The 25,230-nt window shown below is 75.4% G+C and carries 28 protein-coding genes; 20 read left to right on the top strand and 8 right to left on the bottom strand.

From position 1 onward, the window contains the following. Window positions 1–49: 49 nt before the first annotated feature. From tsaD to KPF22_RS25365, 4 genes are read left to right on the top strand one after another with little or no spacing between them, the layout of a single operon-like run. Window positions 50–1,165, top strand: coding sequence for a tRNA (adenosine(37)-N6)-threonylcarbamoyltransferase complex transferase subunit TsaD (tsaD, locus tag KPF22_RS25380; RefSeq protein WP_224403486.1), 1,116 nt, complete (start codon window positions 50–52; stop codon window positions 1,163–1,165). Window positions 1,166–1,174: 9 nt separating this feature from the next. Further along, entirely contained in the window at window positions 1,175–2,062 is an 888-nt protein-coding gene (gene mshB / locus KPF22_RS25375; protein WP_208819323.1) for an N-acetyl-1-D-myo-inositol-2-amino-2-deoxy-alpha-D-glucopyranoside deacetylase, read from the top strand. Then, window positions 2,059–2,451, top strand: coding sequence for a hypothetical protein (locus KPF22_RS25370; RefSeq protein WP_208819322.1), 393 nt, complete (start codon window positions 2,059–2,061; stop codon window positions 2,449–2,451). Before mshB ends, KPF22_RS25370 begins: the two co-directional genes overlap by 4 nt. Beyond that, the gene (locus KPF22_RS25365; protein ID WP_062400446.1) at window positions 2,448–3,227 is read left to right on the top strand and encodes a hypothetical protein; all 780 of its coding nucleotides are present in this window, start codon (window positions 2,448–2,450) and stop codon (window positions 3,225–3,227) included. Before KPF22_RS25370 ends, KPF22_RS25365 begins: the two co-directional genes overlap by 4 nt. A gap of 16 nt (window positions 3,228–3,243) precedes the next feature. Here KPF22_RS25365 and KPF22_RS33335 read toward each other — a convergent pair whose 3' ends face one another. Beyond that, window positions 3,244–4,242 (bottom strand): GNAT family N-acetyltransferase, encoded by a 999-nt coding sequence (locus KPF22_RS33335; RefSeq protein WP_224403485.1) that lies wholly within the window; start codon window positions 4,240–4,242, stop codon window positions 3,244–3,246. A 116-nt stretch (window positions 4,243–4,358) separates the two neighbouring features. Here KPF22_RS33335 and fdxA point away from each other — a divergent pair, with 116 nt between their 5' ends. The 3 genes from fdxA to KPF22_RS25345 all read left to right on the top strand — a co-directional run bounded on the left by fdxA (window position 4,359) and on the right by KPF22_RS25345 (window position 7,159). Further along, entirely contained in the window at window positions 4,359–4,685 is a 327-nt protein-coding gene (gene fdxA, locus KPF22_RS25355) for a ferredoxin (protein ID WP_020626080.1), read from the top strand. Beyond that, window positions 4,682–5,785 carry a succinyldiaminopimelate transaminase gene (gene dapC / locus KPF22_RS25350; RefSeq protein ID WP_224403484.1) on the top strand — a complete coding sequence of 368 codons (1,104 nt, stop codon included), beginning with the start codon at window positions 4,682–4,684 and terminating at the stop codon, window positions 5,783–5,785. Before fdxA ends, dapC begins: the two co-directional genes overlap by 4 nt. Before the next feature lie 105 nt (window positions 5,786–5,890). Continuing rightward, window positions 5,891–7,159, top strand: coding sequence for a CynX/NimT family MFS transporter (locus tag KPF22_RS25345; protein WP_208819317.1), 1,269 nt, complete (start codon window positions 5,891–5,893; stop codon window positions 7,157–7,159). A gap of 12 nt (window positions 7,160–7,171) precedes the next feature. On the opposite strand, the gene KPF22_RS25340 is transcribed toward KPF22_RS25345, so the two are convergent. From KPF22_RS25340 to KPF22_RS25330, 3 genes are all read right to left on the bottom strand, one after another. Further along, the gene (locus KPF22_RS25340; RefSeq protein ID WP_208819315.1) at window positions 7,172–8,140 is read right to left on the bottom strand and encodes a CHAD domain-containing protein; all 969 of its coding nucleotides are present in this window, start codon (window positions 8,138–8,140) and stop codon (window positions 7,172–7,174) included. A 63-nt stretch (window positions 8,141–8,203) separates the two neighbouring features. Then, window positions 8,204–9,139 (bottom strand): 2,3,4,5-tetrahydropyridine-2,6-dicarboxylate N-succinyltransferase, encoded by a 936-nt coding sequence (gene dapD, locus KPF22_RS25335; protein WP_208819313.1) that lies wholly within the window; start codon window positions 9,137–9,139, stop codon window positions 8,204–8,206. Window positions 9,140–9,150: 11 nt separating this feature from the next. Continuing rightward, window positions 9,151–9,855, bottom strand: coding sequence for a helix-turn-helix transcriptional regulator (locus KPF22_RS25330; RefSeq protein WP_224403483.1), 705 nt, complete (start codon window positions 9,853–9,855; stop codon window positions 9,151–9,153). A 472-nt stretch (window positions 9,856–10,327) separates the two neighbouring features. Here KPF22_RS25330 and dapE point away from each other — a divergent pair, with 472 nt between their 5' ends. From dapE to KPF22_RS25290, 8 genes are all read left to right on the top strand, one after another. Then, complete coding sequence (dapE, locus tag KPF22_RS25325) at window positions 10,328–11,401, top strand: succinyl-diaminopimelate desuccinylase (protein WP_224403976.1); 1,074 nt, start codon at window positions 10,328–10,330, stop codon at window positions 11,399–11,401. Between the two features lie 92 nt (window positions 11,402–11,493). Next, window positions 11,494–12,276 (top strand): TIGR00730 family Rossman fold protein, encoded by a 783-nt coding sequence (locus KPF22_RS25320; protein WP_224403482.1) that lies wholly within the window; start codon window positions 11,494–11,496, stop codon window positions 12,274–12,276. After that, the gene (locus KPF22_RS25315) at window positions 12,276–12,872 is read left to right on the top strand and encodes a TIGR00730 family Rossman fold protein (RefSeq protein ID WP_208819308.1); all 597 of its coding nucleotides are present in this window, start codon (window positions 12,276–12,278) and stop codon (window positions 12,870–12,872) included. The genes KPF22_RS25320 and KPF22_RS25315 overlap by 1 nt, the downstream gene beginning before the upstream one ends. A 4-nt stretch (window positions 12,873–12,876) precedes the next feature. After that, the gene (locus KPF22_RS25310; RefSeq protein ID WP_208819306.1) at window positions 12,877–13,878 is read left to right on the top strand and encodes a glucosyl-3-phosphoglycerate synthase; all 1,002 of its coding nucleotides are present in this window, start codon (window positions 12,877–12,879) and stop codon (window positions 13,876–13,878) included. 35 nt (window positions 13,879–13,913) lie between these two features. After that, a complete protein-coding gene (locus KPF22_RS25305; protein WP_178374339.1) occupies window positions 13,914–14,276 on the top strand; it encodes a DivIVA domain-containing protein in 363 nt (120 codons plus the stop codon). Next, a complete protein-coding gene (locus tag KPF22_RS25300) occupies window positions 14,251–14,838 on the top strand; it encodes an SRPBCC family protein (RefSeq protein ID WP_374107440.1) in 588 nt (195 codons plus the stop codon). Before KPF22_RS25305 ends, KPF22_RS25300 begins: the two co-directional genes overlap by 26 nt. Beyond that, a complete protein-coding gene (locus KPF22_RS25295; RefSeq protein ID WP_224400905.1) occupies window positions 14,835–15,461 on the top strand; it encodes a DNA-3-methyladenine glycosylase I in 627 nt (208 codons plus the stop codon). Before KPF22_RS25300 ends, KPF22_RS25295 begins: the two co-directional genes overlap by 4 nt. Before the next feature lie 171 nt (window positions 15,462–15,632). Continuing rightward, complete coding sequence (locus KPF22_RS25290) at window positions 15,633–15,800, top strand: DUF3117 domain-containing protein (protein WP_010241564.1); 168 nt, start codon at window positions 15,633–15,635, stop codon at window positions 15,798–15,800. Between the two features lie 80 nt (window positions 15,801–15,880). On the opposite strand, the gene glgA is transcribed toward KPF22_RS25290, so the two are convergent. Continuing rightward, window positions 15,881–17,044, bottom strand: a complete 1,164-nt coding sequence (gene glgA / locus KPF22_RS25285; protein ID WP_224400904.1) for a glycogen synthase — start codon at window positions 17,042–17,044, stop codon at window positions 15,881–15,883. Window positions 17,045–17,181: 137 nt separating this feature from the next. Between glgA and glgC the strand changes: the two genes are divergently transcribed. Beyond that, a complete protein-coding gene (gene glgC, locus KPF22_RS25280) occupies window positions 17,182–18,417 on the top strand; it encodes a glucose-1-phosphate adenylyltransferase (protein WP_224400903.1) in 1,236 nt (411 codons plus the stop codon). A gap of 54 nt (window positions 18,418–18,471) precedes the next feature. On the opposite strand, the gene KPF22_RS25275 is transcribed toward glgC, so the two are convergent. Then, the gene (locus tag KPF22_RS25275) at window positions 18,472–19,104 is read right to left on the bottom strand and encodes an O-methyltransferase (protein ID WP_062400469.1); all 633 of its coding nucleotides are present in this window, start codon (window positions 19,102–19,104) and stop codon (window positions 18,472–18,474) included. A gap of 167 nt (window positions 19,105–19,271) precedes the next feature. On the opposite strand from KPF22_RS25275, the gene sigE reads away from it, so the two are divergent. The 4 genes from sigE (at window position 19,272) to tatB (ending at window position 22,722) form a co-directional block, all read left to right on the top strand. Next, window positions 19,272–19,913, top strand: coding sequence for an RNA polymerase sigma factor SigE (gene sigE / locus KPF22_RS25270; RefSeq protein ID WP_062400471.1), 642 nt, complete (start codon window positions 19,272–19,274; stop codon window positions 19,911–19,913). Then, window positions 19,910–20,560 carry an anti-sigma factor gene (locus KPF22_RS25265; RefSeq protein ID WP_208819298.1) on the top strand — a complete coding sequence of 217 codons (651 nt, stop codon included), beginning with the start codon at window positions 19,910–19,912 and terminating at the stop codon, window positions 20,558–20,560. The genes sigE and KPF22_RS25265 overlap by 4 nt, the downstream gene beginning before the upstream one ends. 119 nt (window positions 20,561–20,679) lie before the next feature. Further along, the gene (locus KPF22_RS25260; protein ID WP_208819296.1) at window positions 20,680–22,257 is read left to right on the top strand and encodes a S1C family serine protease; all 1,578 of its coding nucleotides are present in this window, start codon (window positions 20,680–20,682) and stop codon (window positions 22,255–22,257) included. Window positions 22,258–22,275: 18 nt separating this feature from the next. Then, window positions 22,276–22,722: a Sec-independent protein translocase protein TatB gene (gene tatB, locus KPF22_RS25255; protein WP_208819294.1), complete on the top strand. Its 447-nt coding sequence runs from the start codon at window positions 22,276–22,278 to the stop codon at window positions 22,720–22,722. A gap of 72 nt (window positions 22,723–22,794) precedes the next feature. Here tatB and KPF22_RS25250 read toward each other — a convergent pair whose 3' ends face one another. Together KPF22_RS25250 and KPF22_RS25245 are read right to left on the bottom strand one after the other, a co-directional pair. After that, complete coding sequence (locus KPF22_RS25250; RefSeq protein ID WP_224403481.1) at window positions 22,795–24,198, bottom strand: amidase; 1,404 nt, start codon at window positions 24,196–24,198, stop codon at window positions 22,795–22,797. A gap of 5 nt (window positions 24,199–24,203) precedes the next feature. Further along, complete coding sequence (locus tag KPF22_RS25245) at window positions 24,204–25,190, bottom strand: D-2-hydroxyacid dehydrogenase (RefSeq protein WP_224403480.1); 987 nt, start codon at window positions 25,188–25,190, stop codon at window positions 24,204–24,206. Window positions 25,191–25,230 lie beyond the last annotated feature (40 nt).

Below are 25,230 nucleotides of genomic sequence, written 5' to 3'. Positions count from 1 at the left end.
AGCAGGACCCCACGGCCACGACACGCCACCCGGTGCGAAACTGGGTGGCGTGTCGCTGGTTCTGGGGATCGAGACGTCGTGCGACGAGACCGGTGCCGGTCTCGTCCGGGACGGTGTGCTGCTCGGCGAGGGGCTGGCGTCGTCGGCGGACGAGCACGCCCGTTTCGGCGGTGTGGTCCCGGAGGTCGCGGCCCGCGCCCACGTGAGCGCGGTGACGCCGATGGTGCGCGCGGCGGTCGAGGCGGCCGGGGTGTCGCTGTCCGACGTCGACGCCGTCGCCGTCACCGCGGGGCCGGGGCTCTCGCCCGCGCTGCACGTCGGCGTCGCGGCGGCCAAGGCGTACGCGGCGGCGCTGGACGTGCCGCTGTACGGGGTGCACCACCTGGCCGGACACGCCGCCGTCGACGTCCTGGAGCACGGGCCGCTGCCCGACCGCTGCGTCTGCCTGATCGTCTCCGGCGGGCACACCTCGCTGCTGGCGCTGGGCGACCTGGCCCGCGACCCCGTCGAGCACCTCGGCGACACCGTCGACGACGCGGCGGGCGAGGCCTTCGACAAGGTCGCCCGGCTGCTGGGCCTGCCCTACCCGGGCGGCCCGTCCGTCTCGCGGGCCGCACTCGACGGCGACCCGGCCGCGATCGCGTTCCCGCGCCCGATGACCGGTCCGCGCGACGCCGCGTTCGGCTTCTCCTTCTCCGGGCTCAAGACCGCCGTGGCCCGGCACGTCGAGGCCGCCCAGGACGCGGGCCGCGCCGTCCCGGTCCCGGACGTCGCCGCGTCGTTCCAGATGGCCGTCGTCGACGTCCTGGTCCGCAAGGCCCTGCGGGCGTGTGCCGAGCGCGGCGCGGACACCCTGCTCATGGTCGGCGGGGTCGCGGCGAACCGGGTGCTGCGCACCGAGATGGAGCGCGCCTGCGCGGCCGCCGGGATCACCCTGCGGGTGCCCGTGCCCCGGCTGTGCACCGACAACGGCGCGATGATCGCGGCCCTGGGCGACCTGCTGGTCCGCGACGGCGTCGAACCGGCGGGGCTGGCCGGGACCGCGGTCCCGACCGTCCCGCTGACCGGCGCGACGATCACGTTCCCCCCGGCGACGGGGGAGGCGGCGGAGTTCCCGCTGCCCGTCGTCCCCCACGCCGCGGCGGGGTCGATCATCGCCCCGTAGGCTCCCTGCGTGCCTGCTCGTCGCCTCCTGCTCGTCCACGCCCACCCGGACGACGAGACCCTGACCACCGGCGGGACCATCGCCCGCTACACCGCCGACCCCGACTGCGAGGTCACCGTGGTGACCTGCACCCTCGGTGAGGAGGGCGAGGTGATCGGTCCGGAGCTGGCCGAGCTCGCCCCGGACCGCGGTGACCAGCTCGGCGGCTACCGCATCCGCGAGCTCGACGGCGCGCTGGCCGCCCTCGGCGGGCCCCGGCACCGCTGGCTCGGCGGCCCCGGGCGCTGGCGCGACTCCGGCATGGTGCTGGCCGGGCACGGCACCCGCGCCGCGCTCCCGCCGGAGCTGCACCCGCGGGCGTTCGCCGCCCCGGAGCCGTTCGGCACCCAGCTCGCCCAGCTGCTGGAGATCATCGACGAGGTCCGCCCGCAGGTGCTGGTCTCCTACGCCTCCGACGGCAGCTACGGCCATCCCGACCACGTCCGGGCGCACGAGCTGGTCGTCGCCGCGGCGGGGGCGCGCCCGGACGTCGTCGCCAAGCTGTACTTCGCGGTGCGGTCGAGCGCGCTGCTCGACGACGGGCTCACCGAGCTGCTCTCCGCGCTCGGCGGAGACCCGGACCGCACCGGGCTGCGCTGGCCGGAGCCCGACGAGCACCCCGGCCACGACGCCGCCGCCGTCACCACCCGGGTCGACGTCGACGCCCATGACGACGAGCGGGTCGCGGCGATGCGGGCGCACGCCACCCAGATCGACGTCCGCGGCGGCGACGGCTGGGTCGCGTTCGCGATGAGCAACGGCATCGTCCAGCCGCTGCTGGGGGTCGAGGAGTACGTGCTCGCCGGCGCGCCGCCCGGCACGACGGAGACGGATCTGTTCGAGGGGGTCGACGGGTGAGCGACGTGACGAGGCTCCCGCTCGCGCTGGTGCTGCTGGTGGTCTCGCTGCTGCTGGTGGCCTTCGAGCTGATGTTCCAGATGCTCTACATCGGGCCGGTCCCGGTGCCGCTGGGCACGGTGATCGTGGTCGTCTCGCTGCCGTGGCTGATCCACACCACGGCCACCGAGATCCTCCCGACCCCGGCGGGCGCGGCCGCCCCGCTGGTCGTGTGGTTCGCGGCGGTGCTCGTGCTCGGCTTCTTCGGCCCGGGCGGGGACCTCCTGCTCCCGGTGACCTGGGAGTCGCTGCTGCTGCTCGTCGCCGGCGCCGTGACCGGCGTCGTGTCGTTCCGCAGGGCGCTCGACCGGCTGGCGGCCGGCCGCAACGACCGGAGGGTGACCCGATGACGATCTCCGACGACGACCTGGTGCGGGTCCTGCGCCCGTTCGTGCGGGCCACCCGGCCGGTGCTCGAGGGGCTGCGCGAGTCCGACCCGTTCGGCCTGCGGGCCCGGGTGACGCCCGGCTCGGACCGTCCGGAGGACGCGACCGACGAGGAACGCTCGCTCGCCGACAAGATCCTCGACGCGCTGGCGTCGGTGAAGGTCCCCGGCACCTCGGCCTGGGCGGCGATGGACGTCCCCGCCCGCACCGACTGGTGGGTCTACCGGGTCGGCCGGTTCACCACGCTGATCGCCGCGATCCCGGGTCTGGGCGGGGCACTGGCCCGCACCCTGCCGGTGTCCGACGCCGTCGGCGCGGCGGGCGAGGGGCTGCTGCTCGTCGCGATCGCGGGCGAGCACGGCGTCCGCTCGGAGGACCGGCTCGTCGAGCTGCTGGCGTCGGTGCTGTTCCAGCGTGAGCTCGACCTCGCCGCCCGGGAGCTCACCGCGGCCGAGGACGCCGATGCCGACGCCCGCGCCGAGGAGCTCACCGGTGATCTCGCCGGCGACGGCAAGCGGGCCACGCTCAAGCGCGTCGGCAGCGCCGTGTGGCGTCTCGGGCGGGCCCTGTGGGGCGTCGAGGACGAGCTGGGCAAGCGTCCGCACGGCCGCTTCTACCACCAGTGGCTCGGGCTGCTGCCGGTCGTCGGCGTCGTCGGGAAGTACCTGGGGGAGTGGTCGGGGCTCAAGCGCGCCGCCAAGCAGGCTCGCGCCTGGCTGCTCCGCCGCGGGTTCGCCTGAGCCCCTGACCCTCCGGTCAGGCCGGATCCGGGGGGACCAGGTAGTGGTAGCGGTGGTGGCCGGTCCAGCCGGTGCCGCGGTAGAGGGCGAGCGCGGCGGTGTTGTCGTCGGCGACGTCGAGCATCCCGTGCCGCGCCCCGTGCGCCGCGCCCCAGGACAGCGCCAGCCCGGTGAGCCGGGCCGCGAGACCGCCGCGCCGCGCGGCCGGGACGACCCACAGCCGTGACACGTAGACGTGGGAGTCGACGACGGCGGCGCGCACCGATGCGACCGGCGTCCCGCCGGCGTCGGTGAGCGTGCCGAACCCGACCTCGACGCGGTCCGTGCCCGTCGCTCCGCTCTGCTCACCGGGACGCAGCACCCCGGTCAGCACCGCCCACGCGGGCGCGCCGGGCCCGGGCTCCGGCTCGCCCTGCGCGGCCCACCACTCCGGTCCGGGCGTCGCGGGCCACTGCGGCGCCGGGCCGTCGGACGCGGCGCGGGTGACCAGCACGGTGCAGGTCCCGGGGGCCTCGGCCCGTACCCAGCCCGCCTCGGCCACCCGGTTCGACCACGGCGCGTCCACCGGGGCCTGCACCGTCGGGGCGATGCCGTGCCGCCCGGCGAACTCCCGCACGCGTTCCAGGGCTCGTTCGACCGGCATCCCCGGGTCGCCGAGCGCGAGCGCGGAGTTCGCCCGCCGCGTCCAGCCGCCGGCCGCGCGCAGCAGCCAGCCGCCCAGCTCCTCGACGACCGGCGCCGGCCAGGCCGCCGCCCGTACGCGTTCCAGCCGGTCCACCGCCGCACGGGACGCCCGCCGGGCCGGGGCGGGCGGCACCTCCCGGACGGCGACGACGGCGTCGCGCCGCACCCGCACCGGGCCCGACCGGGTGTGGACGACGACGGCGTCGGGCCCGTCGGGCTCCAGCTCACCGACCGCGTCGGTCAGTCCGGGGCCCGGTGTGCCCTCCGGTGCGATGCGGTGGCGCAGGGCCACCCGCCGTCCCGCCAGCTCGTCGAGCATGAAGCCGACCACCTCACTCCTGCCCCGCCAGGGGGCGCGGGTTAACCTGCGGGCGTCCCAGTTTGACCGGGCACCCCGCCACCACATGATCTCCGGGTGCCCGCTGCTCCGAGTGGAGGACCACCGAAGTGACCTACGTGATCGCCGAACCCTGCGTCGACCTGCTCGACAAGGCGTGTATCGAGGAATGCCCGGTGGACTGCATCTACGAGGGTGGACGGATGCTCTACATCCACCCCGACGAGTGCGTCGACTGCGGGGCCTGCGAGCCGGTCTGCCCCGTCGAGGCCATCTACTACGAGGACGACGTCCCCGACCAGTGGGCCGCCTACACCAAGGCCAATGTGGACTTCTTCGACGAGCTGGGCTCGCCCGGCGGCGCCTCGAAGCTCGGCAAGGTCGACCGTGACGTGGAGCCGGCGAAGAGCCTGCCCCCGCAGGAACACGACGAGTGAGCAGGCTCGACCTCCCCGACTTCCCCTGGGACTCGCTGACCGGTGCGCGTGAGCGCGCGGCGGCGCACCCGGACGGCATCGTCGACCTGTCGGTCGGCACCCCGGTGGACCCGGTCCCCGGGGTCCTGCGCGACGCGGTGGCCGGGCCGGCCGCCGCCGAGCCCGGCTACCCGACGACCCACGGCCCGGCGTCGCTGCGCGAGGCGGTCGTCGCCTCGCTGCAGCGGCGCTTCGGCGTGTCCGGGGTCGACCCGGCCGCGGTGGTGCCCACGATCGGCTCCAAGGAGCTGGTCGCGTGGCTGCCGACGCTGCTGGGCCTCGGCGCGGGCGACACCGTCGTCATCCCGGAGCTCGCGTACCCGACCTACGAGGTCGGGGCGCGGCTGGCGGGGGCCGGGCACGTCCGTTCCGATGGCCTCACCGCCGCGGGCCCGGCCCGGGTCCGGCTGGTGTGGCTGAACTCGCCGTCGAACCCCACCGGCCGGGTCCTGCCGGTCGAGCACCTGCGCAAGGTCGTGACCTGGGCACGGGAGCGGGGCGCGGTCGTCGCCTCCGACGAGTGCTACCTCGGACTGCCCGGCGACGCCGACCCGGCCCCGCGGTCGGTGCTGCACCCCGACGTCTGCGACGGCGACACCACCGGGCTGCTGGCCGTCCACTCGCTGTCGAAGGTGTCGAACCTCGCCGGGTACCGCGCCGGGTTCGTCGCGGGGGACCCGGCGCTGGTGTCGGGGCTGCTCGAGGTGCGCAAGCACGCGGGCATGATCGTGCCGCGTCCGGTGCAGGCCGCGCTGGAGGCGGCCGTCTCCGACGACGCGCACGTCGCCGAGCAGGCCGCCCGCTACGACGCCCGTCGCACCCGCCTGCGGGCCGGGCTGGAGAAGGCCGGGCTGACGGTCGAGCACTCGCAGGCCGGGCTCTACCTGTGGGCGAGCGCGGACGAGCCGTGCCGCGAGACCGTGGACCGGCTCGCCGGCCTGGGGATCCTCGTCGCACCCGGTGAGTTCTACGGTCCCGCGGGCGCCCGGCATGTCCGGGTCGGGCTGACCGCGCCGGACGAGCGGATCGACGCCGCCGTGGAGCGTCTCGGGGCCGCCTGACCCCGGCTGTCGTTGCGATAGGCAAGGACCCGGGAGAGGATCGGCCCGGTAGCGACGACGCCGGTGCAGCGATCCGGCGGACCCGGCAGGCGAAGGAGCCGTCGAATGCAGGCACCGCGTTCCGGCGGTCCGGGTGCGCCCGGTGGCGCCGGGCCCGAGGCACCCGTGGCCCGGTCCCGGCCGGTCGTCCGGCCCGCGCTGGTCCTGCTCGGGGTGCTCGCGCTCGCGGTCAACCTGCGGGCCGGGCTCGCCGGGTACCCGCCGCTGCTGGAGACCGCGCGGGCCGACCTCGGGATCGGGGCGGGCGCGGCGGGTCTGGTGCAGGCCGGTGCGGTGCTGATGATGTCGGCGGGTTCGTTCGGTGCCGCCGCCGTCGCCGCCCGGGTCGGTCGTGAGCGGCTGCTCGGTGTCGCCGTCGCGACGATCGGGGTGGGCAGCCTGCTGCGGTCGGTCGTGGCGCTGCCCGCGCTCGTCGGCGGCTCGGTGCTGGTCGGGCTCGGCATCGGGGTGTCCGGGGTGCTGCTCACCGGGGTCGTGAAGGAGCACCTGGCCGATCGGGCGGGCGCGGTGACCGGCGCCTACGTCGTCTCGATGATGATCGGCGCGACGGTCGCCTCCGCCGTCGCGGTGCCCCTGGCCGTCGCCCTGGGAGGGTGGTCCCTCTCGCTCGCGGTGTGGGCCGTGCCCGCGGTGCTCGCCGTCGCGGTGTGGGCGCCGGTCGCGAGCCGCATCGGTCACGCCCGTCCGGAGCCCGCGGGCGCCCCGGGAGCGGCCGACGAGGGCCCGTCGGTCGCCGAGGAGGTCCGGGTCCGCCACGACCCGTTCGCGCGCCGCATCGCCTGCTACCTGGCGGGCTCGTCGACGATCTTCTACGGCTGGCTGACCTGGCTGTCCCCGTTCTACGAGTCGCAGGGCTGGTCACCGCAGGGGGCCGGGCTGCTCCTCGCGGCGTGGAGCATCGCCCAGATCCCCGCGGCCCTGCTGTTCCCGGCCGCGGCCGAGCGACGACGCCGGTGGCGGTTCTGGGCGGCGCTGACCGTGGTCAGCTCGGCCGCCGGGACGCTCGGGGTGCTGCTGGCCCCCGCACCGGGGACGCCGCTGCCGTGGCTGTGGGCGGTCCTGATCGGCATCGGCGTCGGCGCCGGGTTCCCGCTGGGGCTGACGGTGATCGCGTGGCGGACGCCGACCCCGGCCCGCAGCGCCGCCGTCAGCGGCTTCGGCCTCGGGATCGGCTACCTCTCGGCCGGGATCGGGCCGCTGGTGATGGGCGTGGTCATCGACTCCGCCGGGTTCCCGCCCGCGATCGGGCTGCTCCTGGTCGGTGCGGTGCTGCAGGGCGTCGCGGTGGTCCGGATCGGGGACCGCCCGCGCTGAGCGGGCGCCGCCTCAGAGAGCCTCGGCCTGCTCGGCCAGGTGCTCCCACGCGGCCCACCACTGGGCGCGCAGCGCCTCGGCGCGGGCCCGCTCGCGCTCGACCAGCCGGCCGCCGACGAAGACCTCGTGGGCGTCGGGGCCGGGGCCCAGCTCGTCGAGCAGGGCGCGGATGCGGTGCTCGGCGACGCAGGCGTCCTGGTGGTCGCCCAGGACCTCCTGCAGCCCGGCGGCGGCCTTGAGCATCCGGCGCACCTGGCGGGCGTCGTCGGTGCGGGACCCGTCCGCGTCGCGCATCGCCGGTGCGACGAGCTCACCGGTGTAGCGCAGCCGCTTGGTGCGGATCCGCAGGTCGTGCAAGGTCATGTCCGGCGGGTTCGGCCCGGCCCGGCGCACCGCCTTGACGAGCTTGCGGGTCTCCGCCCGGACCAGCTCGATCAGCTCGGGGCGCGCGACCTCCTCCGGCGGCTCCGGCAGCGGGGCGGAGACGGCCTCGACCAGCGAGCGACGCAGTGCCGCGTGCCGGTCGGAGTCGAGCTCGTCGAGCATCTCGGCCCGCGCACCGACCCGCTCGGCCTCCAGCACCGCGACCAGTCGCTCACCGGCGGCCAGCTCGGCCGACGGCAGCGTGGCCACCTCACCGCGGAGGCGGTCGATCATCACGTCGAGGTCGCGCACCGGGCCGAGCGCCCGGCCGAGCCGGCCGAGCTCGGCCCGCAGCAGATCCGCCCAGGTGTGGTCGAGCAGGGGGCGGGCGGCCTTGAGCGCCGCCCGCATCCGCCGCACGGAGACCCGCATCTGGTGCAGGTCCTCGATCTCGGACCCGTCGCGCACACCGGGCTCGTGCCGCAGCATCGCGCGCAGCCGCTTGTCCAGCAGCGCGCGGACGTGCGCCACCGCCGGGTCCTGCGGTCCCGCGGTCAGCGGCTCACCGAGGTCCGCGGCGCCGTAAAGGTTCCCCGGAGGCTGCGCAGCCCCGTCCATGCCCACCATGTCCCCGCCGTCCTGCTTCTGTGGGTCGTTCCGCCGCGAACCGCTGCCGGGCCGTCAGTTGGCGTGCAGCGCGGCGTTGAGGGCGATGCCGTCGCCGGTACGGGCCAGCGCCTCGACCGCGCCGGACACCGAGTTGCGGCGCAGCAGCAGCCCGTTCCGGCCGGACAGCTCGCGCGCCGCGGTGGTGCTGCCGTCGGGCAGCGTGACCTTGGTGCCCGCCGTGAGGTAGAGACCGGCCTCGACCACGCAGTCGTCGCCGAGGGAGATGCCCAGGCCCGCGTTCGCGCCGAGCAGGCAGCGGCGGCCGATCGAGATGATCTCCTTGCCGCCACCGGACAACGTCCCCATGATCGAGGCACCGCCGCCGACGTCCGAGCCGTCCCCGACGACGACACCGGCGGAGATCCGGCCCTCGACCATCGACGCGCCGAGGGTGCCGGCGTTGAAGTTGACGAAGCCCTCGTGCATGACGGTCGTGCCCTCGGCGAGGTGCGCGCCGAGCCGGACGCGGTCGGCGTCACCGATGCGGACGCCGGCGGGGATCACGTAGTCGACCATCCGCGGGAACTTGTCGACATGGGTGACGGTCACCGGGCCGCGGCCGCGCAGCTTCGCCCGGGTGAGCTCGAACCCGGGCACCGGGCACGGGCCGTGGTTGGTCCAGACGACGTTGGTGAGCAGCCCGAACTGGCCCTCGAGATTGACCTGGTGCGGCTGGACGAGGCGGTGGCTGAGCAGGTGCAGCCGCAGGTAGACGTCGGCGGCGTCGGCGGGCGCGTCGGCCAGCGAGGCGATCTCGGTGCGCACGACCTCGGTGCGGACCCCACGCAGCTCGTCGGTCCCGACGAGGGGCGCCAGGTCGACGGCGTCGTCGGACGCACCCCCGGCCAGCACCGGCGCCGGGTACCAGACGTCGAGGACGGTGCCGTCGGTCGTGACCGTGGCCAGGCCGGTTCCGGAAGCGCCTTCGCGGCGGTACTCGGTGCTCACGGGCCCCGAACCTACCGTCCCGCCGTCGCCCACGGCGCGTCGCGGTGGGTGCGCCGGGACACGTCGTCATGATCGGCTGCCCGTACCGAGAGCAGCAGGGCCGCGGCCTGCAGATAGCGGAGCACCGCGGCCGGCGCGAACGGCGGCGGTGGCGGGTCGGGCAGTCGCCCGCACCCCCGGCACCGGGCCTGCATCATCATCCAGTGCTCGATGGTCGGCGGTGGCGGCACCGTGCGGAACTGCGCGACCCGCACCTCCCACACGCTGCGCCGCCGCATCGCGTCGCGCAGCGGCCGATCCCGGTGGAACGTCTCCGGCGGTCGGGCGCAGCCGTACCGGTCGCCCCACCATTCGCCGGGCAGCGGGTCGAGGATCACGTCCAGATGCGACGGGAACCTGCGCCCCGCCCCGTCCCGCAGGTCACCCGGCGGGTCCTCCATCGGTGGCACCCGCCGGTTCTCCGCGTCGACGACGACCAGCCGCAGCCCCGCGACCGACAGGATCGCGGCCAGCGTGTCCAGCGCCGGCGCGAGCGACCGGCTCTCGATCCGGGCGATCGTCGACGGCGCCAGCCCCGTCCGCTCCGCGAGCTCCCGCTGCGACAGGTCGGCGCTGCGCCGCACCCGCCGGACCAGGCCGGACAGATCCGGGACGACGACGTCGACCGGTGCCGGCGGCGGCTCCGCGGGCAACCGGTCGCCCTCGATGATGTCCATGCACCGACCCTGCGTCCCCGAGCCCGGAACGCACCGGTGACCTGCGAACCTGTGGGCAACTCACGCACTTGTGGACAACCGGGCCGTCGCCGGTGCCGGCGATGATCGACACGGCGGGCCCGCGGCCGGATCGGTCACCCAAAGGTGGCCGTCCGTGCGTCGCTTTGCTCTGCTCACCGATACGCAGCGGGCAGGCCCGGGAACGCCTCCAGTGGGCGAACGGAGACCGTTCACGCCCCGACCCTGCCCCGATCCGGGGGCGACTGCAGGGGCGCGCGAGGCGCCCGCGGGCCCGTGCTGCGTATCGGTGAGCAGAGCAAAGCGACGACCAGCGAGCCCACCCCCGGCGACGCGGCACCGGGCCGGGACGTCGATCCGGCGCCGCGGCGGTCGGTCCGGAGTGCCCGCGCGGCCGGGTCGCGGAGGAGGGGCGCCCGGGCGGGTCGGTAGCGTCGGGCCGGTGACGACGACGCTGCCCGCGCTGGACCTCACGTCCGACCCGGTGACCCTGACCGCCGCGATGGTCGACATCGCCAGTGTGTCCGGGGACGAGCGGCGCCTCGCCGACGCGCTCGAGGCCGCGCTGCGGACCCAGGCGCCGCACCTGGAGGTGCTGCGGTCCGGTGACGCGGTGCTCGCGCGCACCGATCTGGGGCGTCCGCACCGCGTGCTGCTGGCCGGGCACATCGACACCGTGCCGATCGCGGACAACGTGCCGTCGCGCCGCGCCGACGGGATCGTGCACGGCTGCGGCACCTCGGACATGAAGTCCGGCGATGCCGTCTTCGCGCATCTCGCGGCCACGCTGGCCGAGCCGAGGCACGACCTCACCCTGGTGTTCTACGACTGCGAGGAGATCGAAGCGGAGCGCAACGGGCTCGGCCGCATCGAGCGCGAGCACCGGGACTGGCTCGACGCCGACCTCGCGATCCTCGGCGAGCCCACCGACGGCACCCTCGAGGCCGGCTGCCAGGGCACCCTCCGCGTCGAGCTGCGGACCGCGGGACGACGCTCGCACTCGGCGCGGTCGTGGCTGGGGGACAACGCGATCCACCGGGCCGGGGAGATCCTCTCGCGGCTGGCGGCGTACCGGCCGCGGTGGGTGGACATCGACGGCTGCGAGTACCGCGAGGGTCTGCAGGCCGTGCGGATCGGCGGCGGGGTCGCGGGCAACGTCGTCCCCGACGAGTGCGTCGTCACCGTGAACTTCCGGTTCGCCCCGGACCGGTCCGCCGAGCAGGCCGTCGAGCACGTCCGAGAGGTGTTCGACGGGTTCCCGCTCGTCGTCACCGACCTCTCGCCGGGTGCGCTGCCGGGCCTGTCCGCGCCGGCGGCCGCGGAGTTCGTCGCCGCGACCGGGGCCGTGCCGCGGGCGAAGTACGGCTGGACCGACGTCTCCCGCTTCGCCGCGCTGGGCATCCCGGCGGTCAACTACGGGCCCGGCGACCCGAACCTCGCCCACACCCGCGAGGAGCACGTCGCCGAGGACGCGATCACCGCCTGCACCGGGGTGCTGCGCCGCTACCTCGCGGGCCACCCCGCCTGACCGGAGCCGGCCGGCCGGGCCCGCGCCGACGACAGCGCCGACGACCCCCACCGGCGGGGGCGGGTCGTCGCCGCCCGAATACCGTGATCGCCATGGCCGACGAGAACGCCGATCCCCGGACGCTGCACGAGAAGCAGCCCGAGAAGCAGCGTGGCCCGGTGGTGCTGCGCGGCGAACGCAGCATCGAGCCGACCACCACCGATCAGCGGCTGCTCGACTCCCGGGGCCCGGCCGACTGGGTGCACACCGACCCGTGGCGGGTGCTGCGGATCCAGGCCGAGTTCGTCGAGGGGTTCGGGATGCTCGCCGAACTCCCGCGCGCGGCGACCGTGTTCGGCTCGGCCCGCACGCAGGCAGGCTCCCCGGAGTACGAGCTGGGCCGCGAGCTCGGGGCGCGGCTCGCCGGAGCCGGGTTCGCCGTCATCACCGGGGGCGGCCCGGGCGCGATGGAGGCCGCGAACCGCGGTGCCTCCGAGGCGGGCGGGCTCTCGGTCGGGCTCGGCATCGAGCTGCCGTTCGAGCAGGGCCTGAACCCGTGGGTCGACCTCGGGATCAACTTCCGCTACTTCTTCGCCCGCAAGACGATGTTCGTGAAGTATTCGCAGGCGTTCGTCTGCCTGCCCGGCGGCTTCGGCACGCTCGACGAGCTGTTCGAGGCGCTCGTCCTCGTGCAGACCAAGAAGGTCACGAAGTTCCCGGTCGTCCTGCTCGGCAGCGACTACTGGGGCGGCCTCTACGACTGGATCGCCAAGACCGTCCTCGCCGACGGCAAGATCAGCGAGAAGGACCTCGACCTGCTGCACGTCACCGACGACATCGACGACGCCGTCGACGTGGTCAACGAGGCCTACCACGCCTGGGAGGAGACGCACTGATGGCCGGTCCGGAGCCCGGGTTCGCCGTCTGCGTCTACTGCGCCAGCTCCGACGGCGTCGCCCCGCACTACCTCGACCTCGCCCGGGAGGTCGGCCGGGCCGTCGCCGCCCGCGGCTGGACGCTCGTGTCCGGCGGGGGCCGCAAGTCGATGATGGGTGCGGTCGCGGCCGGCGCCCGGGAGGCGGGCGGCCGCACCGTCGGGGTCATCCCGCGGTCCATGGTCGAGCGCGAGTGGGCCGACCACGACAGCGACGCGCTGCTCGTCGTCGAGAGCATGCGCGAGCGCAAGCAGCAGATGGAGGACCGCGCCGACGCGTTCCTCGCGCTGCCCGGCGGCATCGGGACCTGCGAGGAGCTCTTCGAGGTCTGGACGGCCGGGACGCTCGGCCTGCACGGCAAGCCGGTCGTGCTGCTCGACCCCGACGGCCACTGGGACGGCCTCGTCGACTGGGTCGCGGGCCTCGCCGACCGCGGGTTCGCCTCACGGGCCCCGATCGAGCGGCTGCGGCAGGTCCGCGGCGACGACTCCGCCCCGGCCGACCCCGCCGGGCTGGCCGGCGCGGCGCTCGACGAGTGCGCCCGTCCGCTCACCTGAGCCCGTGACCCTCTCCGCCCGGCTCGCCGCCCGCAAGGACGGCCGTCGCATCGCCGTCGTCCTGCCCGCCCTGGACGAGGAGGCGACGGTCGGTGCGCTCGTCGCCGGGCTGACCCGGCTGTGCGAGGGCCCGTCCCCGCTGGTCGACGACCTCGTCGTCCTCGACTCCGGGAGCACCGACCGCACCGCGGAGTGCGCCGCGGCGGCCGGGGCACGGGTGCTCGGCCGCGAGCGTGCGGTGCCCGGCGTCCGGGTGCTGCCGGGCAAGGGCGAGGCGATGTGGCGCGCCGTCGTCGCCCTGGGGAACGGGCCGCGCCCGGCCGACCTGGTCTGCTTCGTCGACGCCGACCTCGTCGACCCGCACCCCGAGCTCGTCGAACGGCTTCTCGCGCCGCTGCTCACCCGGCCCGGGACCGCGCTGGTCAAGGGCTACCACCGGCGCCCGCTCACCGGCCCCGGTGGTGCCTGCGGCCCCGACGACGCGAGCGGGCACGAGGGCGGCCGCGTCACCGAGCTGCTCGCCCGCCCCCTGCTCGCCGCGCTCCGCCCCGGGCTGCGGCACGTCCGTCAGCCCATCGGGGGCGAGTACGCCGCCACCCGCGAGCTGCTCGACCGGCTCCCGTTCGCGACCGGCTACGGCGTCGACATCGGCCTGCTGCTCGACACCGACGCCGACACCGTCGTCGGCGGGACCGCGGCCATCGCGCAGGCCGACCTCGGCGTGCGCCGGCACCGCAACCGCCCGCTGCACGAGCTCGGCCGTACCTCCCGCGAGGTCCTCGCCACGGCCCTGGCCCGCTGCGGGGTCGAGGACTCCGGCGCCGGACTCACCGCGTTCCTCCCCGACGACGTCCTCCCCGGCCACGTGCGCACCGGCCACGGCGCGGAGACGGGCTGGCGCACCGAGACCCGTCCGCTGCGCCAGGTGGACCGGCCCCCACCGGGCCGGGTGCGCGACGGGGGATCCGCCGAGCCGGTGGTCGCACCCGCCGCCCGCGTGGGGTGAGACCCGTCGTCGGACCGGCGTGATGAGATGGCGGCATGGGGACCGCCCTCGCGTACGTGATCGTCCTGGCCGGCGTCGCCGCGCTGGTGTTCGTGTTGGCGGCCGCGGTCTTCGGCCGCGGGGAGGAGCTCGCCCCGCTCGCCCCGGACGCGACACCCACCCGGCTGCCCGCCCGCGAGGTCTCCGGAACCGACGTCCGTGACCTGCGTTTCCAGCAGGTGCTGCGCGGATACCGGATGGCTGAGGTGGACTGGGCACTCGACCGGCTGGCCGGCGAGCTGGACCGGGTCCGGACCGACCGGCACGAGCTGGCCGACCGGGTGGCCCGGTTGGAGGCGACGATCGCGCGGATGCGCGCCGAGGAGGATCCGGGTGACGAGCAACGACGGCAGTGGTGACGGCGGTACCGCAGGCAGGAGCGGGGACGGTCGCGACGGCGGGGTCGGCGACCGCACCCCGGGCGTGCGGCCGGCCGGTGGCGGCCGGGTGGAGCTGACGGTCCCGGTCGACGTCAACGTGCCCGCCGACGTCCTGTGGGAGGTCGTCTCCGACCTCGAGGGCCAGTCGGACTGGATGCTCGGCACGACCGTCGAGATCACCGCGGGCGACGGCCGCTCGGTCGGCACCGAGCTGCGCGCGGTCACCGGGGTCGGGCCGCTCGGCGTCGCCGACACGATGCGGGTCACCGAGTGGACCGAACCGCCCGCCGGTGCGACGGGGGAGCGGCGGATCGTCGTCACCCACACCGGCACCGTGATCCGCGGCGACGGCGTGTTCGTCGTCGTGGAGCTGGGCCCGGCGCGGTCGCGCTTCCTGTGGACCGAGCTGCTCGACCTGCCGCTCGGTGCGCTCGGCCGGTTCGGCTGGCCGCTGGTGCGCCCCGCGTTCCGGGCCGGGGTCGCGCACTCGCTGCGCGGGATGGCCGAGCGGACCGAGGACCGCTACCGGGCCGGCCGGTGACATCGCCCGACCCCGCGGCCCACGACGACCGCCCCCGCTGCGACTGGGCGCTCTCGGCACCGGACTACGTCGCCTATCACGACGACGAGTGGGGCCGCCCCGTCCACGGCACCGCGGCCTGGTTCGAGCGCATGAGCCTGGAGGCGTTCCAGTCCGGGCTGTCCTGGATCGTCGTGCTGCGCAAGCGCCCGGCGTTCCGCGAGGTCTTCGCCGGCTTCGACCCGGACACGGTCGCCCGCTTCGGCGACGACCACGTGACCCGCCTCCTCGGCGACGCCCGGATCGTGCGCAACCGGATGAAGATCGAGGCCACGATCTCCAACGCCCGCGCCGTGCTCGACCTCCTCGACGCCGGCGACGACCTCGGCGCGTTCCTCGCCTCCTACGCACCCGACCCGGCCGACCACCCGCGCCCGGCACGGCTGTCCGACGTCCCCGGCTCCACACCCGCGTCGACGGCGCTGTCGAAGGCGCTCAAGAAGCGCGGCTTCCGGTTCGTCGGTCCCACCACCTGCTACGCACTCATGCAGGCGACCGGTCTGGTCGACGACCACGTCGCGTACTGCTGGCGTGCCGGGGCCGGCCCGGAGGGCCCGCGGGGGACCGGACCGGGGTCGCCGTAGCGTCGCCGGGCCGTTGCGCTGCGTGAACGCCGCGGGTATCGCTGCCGAGCCGTGATCGCCTCGGTTGCACCTCGGCGCCGGTGATGGGGGACAATGTGGTCCCACGGTCGGCGCGTGCCCCGAGCGCGCACCGGGGAACGACAGTTGTGGATGTTGACGGAGGACGGACGAATGGCCGCGATGAAGCCCCGCACCGGCGACGGGCCCATGGAAGTCACCAAGGAGGGCCGGGGCATCGTGATGCGCGTCCCGCTCGAGGGTGGCGGGCGTCTCGTCGTCGAGATGACCCCGGACGAGGCCACCGACCTCAGTGAGGCGCTGAAGTCGACCGTCGGCTGACGGCCGACGGAACGGACACGACGCGGCGGGACCGGGGAACCGGTCCCGCCGTCGTCGTACCCGGGCCTCGGTGACGGGCCTCAGGCCACCGACTCGTAGATCTCCAGCGTCCGCCGGGCCATCTCGGCCCAGGCGAACTCGGCGACCGCGCGCTCCCGGCCCCGCTCACCCATCGTCGCGGCCCGCCGCGGGTCCGCGACCAGCGCGTTGACCGCCTCGGCCAGTGCCGCCTCGAACGCGGCGGTGTCGGCCGGGTCGTAGTGCGCGAGGAGGCCGGTCACGCCGTCGTCGACGACCTCCGGGATCCCGCCGACGTCGGAGGCGACCACGGCCGTACCGCAGGCCATCGCCTCCAGGTTCACGATGCCCAGCGGCTCGTAGACCGAGGGGCACACGAACACCGTCGCCGCCGACAGCAACTGGCGGACCTCGGCGGTGGCGAGCATCCGCTGGATCCACACGACGCCGTCGCGCGAGGCGGACAGCTCCGCCACCGCCCGCTCGGTCTCGGCCGCGATCTCCTTCGTGTCCGGGGCGCCCGCGCACAGCACGACCTGCGCCGACGGGTCGAACCGGTGCGCCGCCGCGACCAGGTGCCCGAGGCCCTTCTGCCGGGTGATCCGGCCGACGAACACCACGAGCGGCCGGTCCGGGTCGACGCCGTGCGCCAGCAGCGCGTCGCGGGCCGGGTCGGGCGCGTAGAACTGCGTGTCGATGCCGTTGTGCACCACGTGCACCAGGTCCGGGTCGATCGCGGGGTAGGCGTTCAGCACGTCGCGGCGCATGCCGTGGGAGACCGCGATGACGGCGTCCGCCGCCTCGTAGGCGGTCCGCTCCACCCACGACGACAGCCGGTACCCGCCGCCGAGCTGCTCGGCCTTCCACGGCCGCAGCGGCTCCAGCGAGTGGGCCGTGACCACGTGCGGGCGCCCGTGCAGCAGGCCGCCGATGTGGCCCGCCATGTTGGCGTACCAGGTGTGGGAGTGCAGGACGTCGCAGCGCTCCAGCTCGGCGGCCATCGACAGGTCCACCCCGAGCGTGGTCAGCGCCGCGTTCGCCCCGTCCGGCAGCGGCGGCGCGGAGTGCGCGCGCGCGTCGGCCGGGGCGTCGCTGCCCGGTTCGGCGAAGCAGTGCACGTCGACGTCGACGAGCTCCCGCAGGGCGGGGACGAGATGTCCCACGTGGACTCCGGCGCCGCCGTAGACGGCTGGCGGGTATTCACGGGTGAGAAGGCCGACGCGCACGGGCCGGGACGCTACCGGGGCGGGCGGACGCGGCGCGAGGAGTCCGCCGGGCGATCGCTGCGTCCGATCCGGTCCGACCCTGCCCGGCGGGCCCGGACGTATGGCCCCGCCACCGGGCGCCCACTAGTGTTCACGCCATGCGACCGACCGCGTCCGGACGTCTTCCCGGAAGGGTTCTCGGCATCGTGCTGGCCGGTGGCGAGGGGAAGCGGCTCTGGCCGCTCACCGCGGACCGTGCCAAGCCCGCCGTCCCGTTCGGTGGCAACTACCGGCTCATCGACTTCGTGCTGTCCAACCTCGTGAACTGCGGGATGGACCGGCTGTGCGTGCTGACCCAGTACAAGTCGCACTCGCTGGACCGGCACATCTCGACGACGTGGCGGCTGTCGTCGGTGCTCGACCAGTACATCACCACCGTCCCGGCCCAGCAGCGGCTCGGCAGGCGCTGGTACACCGGCTCGGCGGACGCGATCTTCCAGAGCCTCAACCTGGTCTACGACGACCAGCCCGAGTACATCGCCGTGTTCGGCGCCGACCACGTCTACCGGATGGACCCGGCGCAGATGATCGCCCAGCACGCCGAGTCCGGCGCGGGCGTCACCGTCGCGGGGATCCGCGTGCCGCGGGCCGAGGCCAAGGCGTTCGGCTGCATCGCCTCCGACGAGACCGGCCGCATCACCGAGTTCCTCGAGAAGCCGTCCGATCCGCCGCACGTGCCGGACGACCCCGAGGTGACCTTCGCCTCGATGGGCAACTACGTGTTCACCACCGAGGCACTGCTCGACGCGCTGAAGGCCGACGCGGCGAACGCCGACTCCGACCACGACATGGGCGGGGACATCATCCCGGCGCTCGTCGCCGAGGGTGACGCGCACGTCTACGACTTCGCCGACAACGTCGTCCCCGGCGCCACCGAGCGCGACGCCGGCTACTGGCGCGACGTCGGGACCATCGACGCCTACTACGACGCGCACACCGACCTCGTCTCGGTGCACCCGATCTTCAACCTCTACAACCAGCGCTGGCCCATCCGCACCGCGGTGCCCGCGCTGCCGCCGGCGAAGTTCGTCGAGGGCGGCATCGCGCAGGACTCGATCGTCGGCGCGGGCACGATCATCTCCGGGGCGATCGTGCGCCGGTCGGTCATCAGCCCGAACGTGTCCGTGTCGGGCGGCGCGGAGGTCTCGGACTCGGTCGTGCTGCCGGGCGCCCGGATCGGCCGGGGCGCGGTCGTGCGCCGGGCGATCCTCGACAAGAACGTCGTCGTCCCCGACGGCGCGCTGATCGGCGTCGACCTGAACCTCGACCGCAGCCGCTACACCGTATCCAACGGCGGCGTCGTCGTCCTGGGCAAGGGCGTCACGGCGCAGTAGCGCCGACCCGCGGTTCCGCGCTCACCTGCGGTGTCGGTGCCGCGTTCGCTCCGCTCACCTGCGGACGGCGCAGAGCATCCCGTCCGCGACCGGGAGCAGCGCCGACAGCAGGCGCTCGTCGTCGCGGACCAGCGCGGCGGTCTCGCGCAGTGCGGCCGTACCCGGGCCGTGCGCGGCACCGGGCTCGGCGACCCGGCCGCCGTCGAGCACACCCTCCAGCACCAGCACCCCGCCGGGGCGCAGCAGCCGGATCGCCTCGGCCAGGTAGCCGGGGTACTCGGCGGGGACCGCGTCGGCGACGACGAGGTCGTAGCCGCCGTCGGTCAGCCGCGGCAGCACCTCCAGCGCCATCCCGTTGATCAGCCGCGCGCGCCCGGGCCCGTACCCGGCGGCGAGGAAGGTGCGCCGGGCCGAGCGCTGCAGCTCCGGGTCGACGTCGATGGTGGTCAGCGTCCCGTCGCCGGCCATGCCGCGCAGCAGGTACAGCCCGCTCACCCCGGCTCCGGTCCCGATCTCGACGACGGCCCGCGCGGAGACCGTCGCGGCCAGCACCGACAGCGCCGCCCCGCCCGCCGCGGAGATGGGGTGCGCGCCCGCCGCCGTGCCCAGTGCGCGGGCCTCGCCGCACGCGTCGTCCTCGGCGAGGTAGCCCTCGGCGTACGCGGCCGCCCCCGCGGGTGTGCTCATGGCGCAAGATTATCGCCGCATGATCCGTCGTCGGTTTCACAGACTTCTCTCAGACGGGTTTCACATCCTCCTCATGGGTGGCGGGCAGTCTGTGGTGCAACGAACGAAGCCTCGCGGCCGATCGACACCACGACACGGTCGCGACTCCACGGAGGTGCCCCGCCCCGATGTCCGCCCCTCGCGCAACCGACGACGCCCCGTTCCGGGACGCCGCCGCCGGTACCCGCCCCGGTGAGGGTGCCGACTGGACCCCGCCCACCTGGGACGAGGTCGTCCGGGAGCACGCCGACCGCGTCTACCGACTCGCCTACCGCCTGTCCGGCAATCAGCACGACGCCGAGGACCTCACCCAGGAGACCTTCATCCGGGTGTTCCGGTCCCTGGCGTCCTACAAGCCGGGCACCTTCGAGGGCTGGCTGCACCGCATCACCACGAACCTGTTCCTCGACATGGTCCGCCGCCGCGCCCGGCTGCGGATGGAGGGATTGCCCGAGGACACCGACCGGCTCCCGGGCGGTGGCCCCGAGCCCGAGACCGTGTTCGCGATCAACCACCTCGACCCGCACCTGCAGGCCGCCCTGGACGAGCTGCCCCCGGACTTCCGGGTCGCCGTCGTCCTGTGCGACGTCGAGGGCCTGTCCTACGAGGAGATCGGCGCCACCCTCGGGGTGAAGCTCGGCACCGTCCGCAGCCGCATCCACCGGGGCCGGACCGCGCTGCGGGCGTCGCTGGAGCGGCACCGCGCGGCCGCGGCGGAGGAGCAGGCGGTGGCATCCGACCGCGGTCCGGTGGCAGAGTTGGTCCCGTGACCGAGCGACGGCGTTTCCAGGTCGTCCCCCCGGACTGGGGGACGACCCACCTGACGCTCGAGGCGGTCGTCGCCTTCGTGGACGACGAGCTGGCCGCCGGTCCGCACGACCGCGCCACCCGCCACCTCGAGCGCTGCCCCGACTGCGCGGTGGAGGTCGCCGAGCAGCGGCGGGCCCGCACCGCGCTGCGCGGTGCCGACGCCCCCACGCTGCCGCCGTCGCTGATGTCGACGCTGCGCGCGATCCCGCAGGACACCGAGCTGCCCCCGCCGCCGGCGGGCCTGTCGCTCACCCCGGACGGCCAGCTCGTGTCGGTGCTGCGCCCGGCGCCGGTCGAGGGCGATCACGGCCGTCGCTCCGGCCGGTCGCGACGGGTGCGTCTGGGCACCGGCGCCGCCGTGTCCGGGCTGGCGCTCGGCGCGCTCGCGTTCGGTCTGCCCGCCGCCACGACCGCCACCCCGGCCGGGCCGGCCGTCCCCGGCCCGGGTGCCGCGGCCGTCGCGCGGTTCGCGGCCACCCCGGTGCCCGCCTCGTCGCGGCGGACGGCCGTCCCGGCCGCCACCACGGTGGGCTCGACCGGTGCGCCGCTGTCGCCGACGACCTCGGCCACGCCGACCGGTGACGCCGACATCTCCCCGACGCCCTGACGCGTCACCGATACACCGACTTCACCGCCCGCCGGGCAGGCTGTGCGGGTGTACTGGGTGGACGCCGTGCCGGCTGATCGATCGTCGGGAGCAGTCGCCCCGGGCTCCGGAGTGACCCGGTGAGCGACGACCGCGGCACCCGCCCGGACGGCGCAGCCGACCCGGAGGCCCACGGCTCCGCTCCGCCGCGGCTGCGACCCCGCCCGCTGGACCGTCCCGCGACCGACCCCGGCGAGCAGGCCGCCTTCGGCCGCCCGGACGGCGTCGACAGCTCGTTCGCGCCGCCGTCGTCGCACCTCGGGTCGAACGGATCGCTGCCGACGGTGCCGCCACCGACCGCCGCGGTCGCCCGCGCGTTCGGCCGCCCGGACCGCACACCCGACGGCGACCCCGCCGGTGGTCTGCAGCGTCCGCCCGGTGCGTCGGGCGACGCGCTGCGCGGGGGTGAGCAGAGCGCCGAGCAGGACCCGTTCTGGCCCGGCGGCTCGACCGGCGACCCGTGGCGCGACCCGGGCACGCCGGTCGTCGCCGCCCCTCCGCCCGGCGACGGCGACGACCCCGGTGAGGGTCCCCGGCCCGACGGCCCCCGGCTGAGCGTCCGCGAGGTCCTGTTCGGCAAGCGGGTGCAGCCGCGCGCGCTGGCGCTGCTCGGAGTGCTCGCCCTCGTCGTCGGTGCGGCGGGCGGCCTGATCGGGCACTGGACGGCCACCGCGGCGAGCGCACTGACCAGCCCCGGAGCCGTGCTGAGCGCGACCGAGCCCGCCCGGGAACGGCCGCCCGGCTCGGTGTCGGAGGTCGCCTCGCGGGTGCTGCCCGCGGTCGTCTCGCTGGAGGTGACCGTCGGCAACCAGGCGGGCAACGGCTCCGGCGTCGTGATCGACCCCGCGGGCTACGTGCTCACCAACGACCACGTCGTCGCGCCGGCGACCGGACCGGGCCAGGGCACCATCGAGGCCCTGTTCTCCGACGGCTCCCGCGTCCCGGCCACCGTGGTCGGCGCGGACCCGATGACCGACCTCGCGGTGGTCAAGGTGCCCGTCGCGAACCCGACGGTCGCCGCGATCGGCCGCTCCGGTGAGCTCGCCGTCGGCGACGCGGTGATCGCGATCGGGTCGCCGTTCGGCCTGGCGGGCACGGTGACGACGGGGATCGTGTCGGCCGTCGACCGCCCGGTGCGGCTCGACCCCGAGGGCAGTGCGGGCGACGCGGTGATCGACGCCGTGCAGACCGACGCCGCGATCAACCCCGGCAACTCCGGCGGCCCGCTGGTGGACGCGACCGGCGCCGTCGTCGGCATCAACACCGCGATCCGCAGCGCGGGCAGCGCCGAGTCCGGGGCACAGGGCGGCTCGATCGGTCTGGGCTTCGCCATCCCGATCGACGACGCCCGCGCCATCGCCGAGGAGCTCATCCGCACCGGCCGCGTGGCGCACGCCGACCTCGGTGTCAACGCCCGCTCGGTCACCGACGGCGCCACCGACGGCGCCCAGGTGCAGAACGTCGTCGCCGGGGGACCGGCGGCCGCGGCCGGGATCGCCGACGGCGACGTCGTCGTCGACGTCGCCGGGCGCCCCATCGCGAGTGCCGACGAGCTCGTCGTCGCCGTCCGCGAACACGCTCCCGGCGAGCAGGTCCCGGTCGGTCTCGTCCGCCAGGGACGACCGCTCACCGTGACCGTCACGCTCGGGCAGCGCTAGTACCCGTACGCTGGCGCTGTGTTCGAGAACATCGGCATGCCGGAGATCCTCGTCCTGGTCGTGGCGGGGCTCTTCATCCTGGGCCCGGAACGGCTGCCCGAGGCCGCGGCCTGGGTCGGTCGCGCGGTCCGCCAGGTCAAGGAGTTCGCGAGCGGCGCCCAGAACCACCTGAAGAAGGAGCTGGGCCCGGAGTTCGACCAGATCCAGCAGCCCCTCAACGACCTGCGCAGCCTGCGCTCGCTCAACCCGCGCACCGCGATCACCCGCAGCCTGTTCTCCGACGACGGGTTCGCCGGCCCGGTCAAGCCGAACGGCTTCGCCCCCGGCGCCGGGACCGCCGCGGCGGCCGGCGGCGTGGCGGCGGCCGGGGGCGCGGCCGCCGCGAGCACCCCGCCGCCCGTCCGGGAGCCGCAGCCCCCGCTCACCTCGGGCGAGAAGCCCCCGGTCGACTGGGACGCCACCTGAGCCCACCCGCTCCGACGCCCCCGGCGCCGCACCCGATCCCGGGGTGCGGCGCCGGCGTCGTGCGGGACGGGGTCAGCCCAGCAGCGGGGGCCTGCGCAGGTGGTGCGTCGTCGCCTGCTGGTAGGCGTGTGCGGCGGCCAGCACCGTGGCGTCGGCGTGCCGCGGCCCGACGACCTGCAGCCCCACCGGCAGCCCGGCGGAGGTGAAGCCGCACGGCACCGACGTCGCGGGCTGCTGGGTCATGTTGAACGGGTAGGTGAACGGCGTCCACGACGTCCAGCGTGGGTCGTGCCAGCCCTCGGGGACCTCCCGGCCGCCCTCGAACGCGGTGATCGGCAGCGTCGGGGTGAGCAGCAGGTCGTACTCGGAGTGGAAGGCGCCCATCAGCGTCCCCAGCTCGTTGCGCACAGCCATCGCGCCCAGGTAGTCCAGCGCCGAGACCCCGGCGCCCTGCTCGGCGATCTCCACCAGCGCCGGGTCCATGGCCTTCCTGGCCTCGGCGCCGATCGGCTCCAGGGACTTCGCGGCCGCGGCGAACCAGAGCGTGTGGAACGGCTCGATCGGGTCGGCGAAACCGGGGTCGGCGTTCTCGACGGTCGCGCCGAGCTCACGGGCGAACACCGCGACCGCCTCGGCGACCAGCGCCGCCACCTCCGGGTCGACGTCGACGAACCCGAGGGTGGGGGAGAACGCGATCCGCAGGCCCTGCGCGCCCCCGGCGAGCCGCTCGACGGCGGACTCGCGGGGCACGTCGAACACCCACGGGTCGCGGGTGTCGGGCTGGGCGACGACGTCGTGCAGCAGCGCGGCGTCGTCGACGGTGCGGGTCATCGGGCCGACGTGGGCGAGCGTCCCGAACGCCGAACCGGGGTAGTGGGCGATCCGGCCGTAGGTCGGCTTGTGCGCGACGGTGCCGGTGAACGCGGCCGGGATGCGGACCGAGCCGCCCGCGTCGGTGCCCAGCGACAGCGGGCCCATCCCCAGCCCGACGGCCGACGCCGAGCCCCCGGACGAGCCGCCGGCCGTCCTCGTCGGGTCCCACGGGTTGGTGGTCACGCCGGTCAGCGGCGAGTCGGTCACGCCCTTCCACGCCAGCTCGGGCGTGGTGTTCTTCCCGATCAGCACCGCACCCGCGGCGCGGACCCTGGCCACCGGCGGGCCGTCGACCTCGAACGGCCCGTCCGGCGACGTCGTCGTCGAGCCGCGGCGGGTGGGCCAGCCGATCGTCAGGAGCATGTCCTTGATCGAGGTGGGGACGCCGTCGAGCGGCCCGACCGGTTCCCCGGCCTGCCAGCGCGCCTCGGAGTCCTTCGCCTGCGACAGCGCCGAGTCGGCGTCGACCAGGCAGAACGCGTTCACCGCGCCGTCGTGGGCCTCGATCCGGTCCAGCGCGTCGCGGGTGGCCTGCACCGGCGAGATCTCGCCGCTGCGGTAGCCCGCCAGCAGCTCGGTGGCGCTGAGGTCTGCGGTCGTCACGGCAGTCACACCTTTCCTGCGGATGAGCTCACGTACCCACGTTCGGGGTCCACCACGTTGCGCAGCTCCCGGCAGTCCCGGAAGCGCGCGAGGTTGTCGGCGAACAGCTCGACGAGCATGTCCTTCCAGCCGACGACGTCTCCGGACATGTGCGGGGAGAGGAGCACGTGCTCCATCGCCCACAGCGGCGAGGTCGCGGGCAGCGGCTCGACCTCGAACACGTCCAGGGCGGCGCCGGCGAGCCGCCCGGTGGCGAGCGCGTCGGTCAGGTCGTCCTGCACGACGAGCGCGCCCCGGCCGACGTTGACGACCCGCGCCCGCTCGGGCAGCAGGGCGATCGTCCCGGCGTGCAGCATCCCGCGGGTCGCGTCGGTCAGCGGGGCGGCGAGCACCAGGTGGTCGGTGTCGGGCAGCAGACCGGGCAGCTCGTCGAAGGCGTGCACGCCGTCCGCGGCACGCCGGCCGACCAGCCGCACCCGCATCCCGACCGCGCCCAGCAGGTCGGCGACGGCGCGCCCGATCGGCCCGCTCCCGACGACCGTCGCGACCTTCCCGGCGACGGTCTCGGTCTCGCGGTGGCGCCAGGTCCGCTCCCGCTGCAGCGCGAGCGAGCGGGCGGTGTCCTTGGCGAACGCGATCACCGCGCCGAGCACGAACTCGGCGATCGGGCGGTCGAACACCCCGCGCGAGTTCGTCAGCGTCGCACCCGAGGCGAGCAGGGCGGGGAACGCGACCCGGTCGACGCCGGCGCTGGCGGTGTGCACCCAGCGCAGCGCCGCGGTGTCGGTGGCCTCCCAGACGTCCTTGACGGCGTCGGAGGTGAAGTCCCAGGTGAGCAGCACGTCGCTGCCGGGCAGTACGGCGGCGAGCTCGCCGGCGTCGGCGGCGAAGCGGAGACGTGCGTCACCGGCGTGCCGCTCGAGGCCGGGCGGGGTCTCCCCGCCGTGCAGCACGGCGACGGTGATGGGGTCCTGACCAGCGGAAACCGGCAACGGGAGATCCTGTCGGTAGGGAGGTCGGGCGGCGTTGACA

Source organism: Pseudonocardia sp. ICBG1034, assembly GCF_020131375.1.
Lineage (GTDB): Bacteria > Actinomycetota > Actinomycetes > Mycobacteriales > Pseudonocardiaceae > Pseudonocardia > Pseudonocardia alni.
This window is presented reverse-complemented; position numbering and strand designations above follow the sequence as displayed.

Coding starts and splice junctions, on each gene's coding strand:
- KPF22_RS25340 (WP_208819315.1), bottom strand. CDS start 8,140: ATGGACGGGGCTGCGCAGCCTCCGGGGAACCTTTACGGCGCCGCGGAC.
- KPF22_RS25275 (WP_062400469.1), bottom strand. CDS start 19,104: ATGAGCACACCCGCGGGGGCGGCCGCGTACGCCGAGGGCTACCTCGCC.
- KPF22_RS25320 (WP_224403482.1), top strand. CDS start 11,494: ATGGCCGACGAGAACGCCGATCCCCGGACGCTGCACGAGAAGCAGCCC.
- KPF22_RS25315 (WP_208819308.1), top strand. CDS start 12,276: ATGGCCGGTCCGGAGCCCGGGTTCGCCGTCTGCGTCTACTGCGCCAGC.
- KPF22_RS25330 (WP_224403483.1), bottom strand. CDS start 9,855: ATGGACATCATCGAGGGCGACCGGTTGCCCGCGGAGCCGCCGCCGGCA.
- KPF22_RS25290 (WP_010241564.1), top strand. CDS start 15,633: ATGGCCGCGATGAAGCCCCGCACCGGCGACGGGCCCATGGAAGTCACC.
- glgC (WP_224400903.1), top strand. CDS start 17,182: ATGCGACCGACCGCGTCCGGACGTCTTCCCGGAAGGGTTCTCGGCATC.
- KPF22_RS25305 (WP_178374339.1), top strand. CDS start 13,914: ATGGGGACCGCCCTCGCGTACGTGATCGTCCTGGCCGGCGTCGCCGCG.
- KPF22_RS25365 (WP_062400446.1), top strand. CDS start 2,448: ATGACGATCTCCGACGACGACCTGGTGCGGGTCCTGCGCCCGTTCGTG.
- sigE (WP_062400471.1), top strand. CDS start 19,272: ATGTCCGCCCCTCGCGCAACCGACGACGCCCCGTTCCGGGACGCCGCC.
- KPF22_RS25345 (WP_208819317.1), top strand. CDS start 5,891: ATGCAGGCACCGCGTTCCGGCGGTCCGGGTGCGCCCGGTGGCGCCGGG.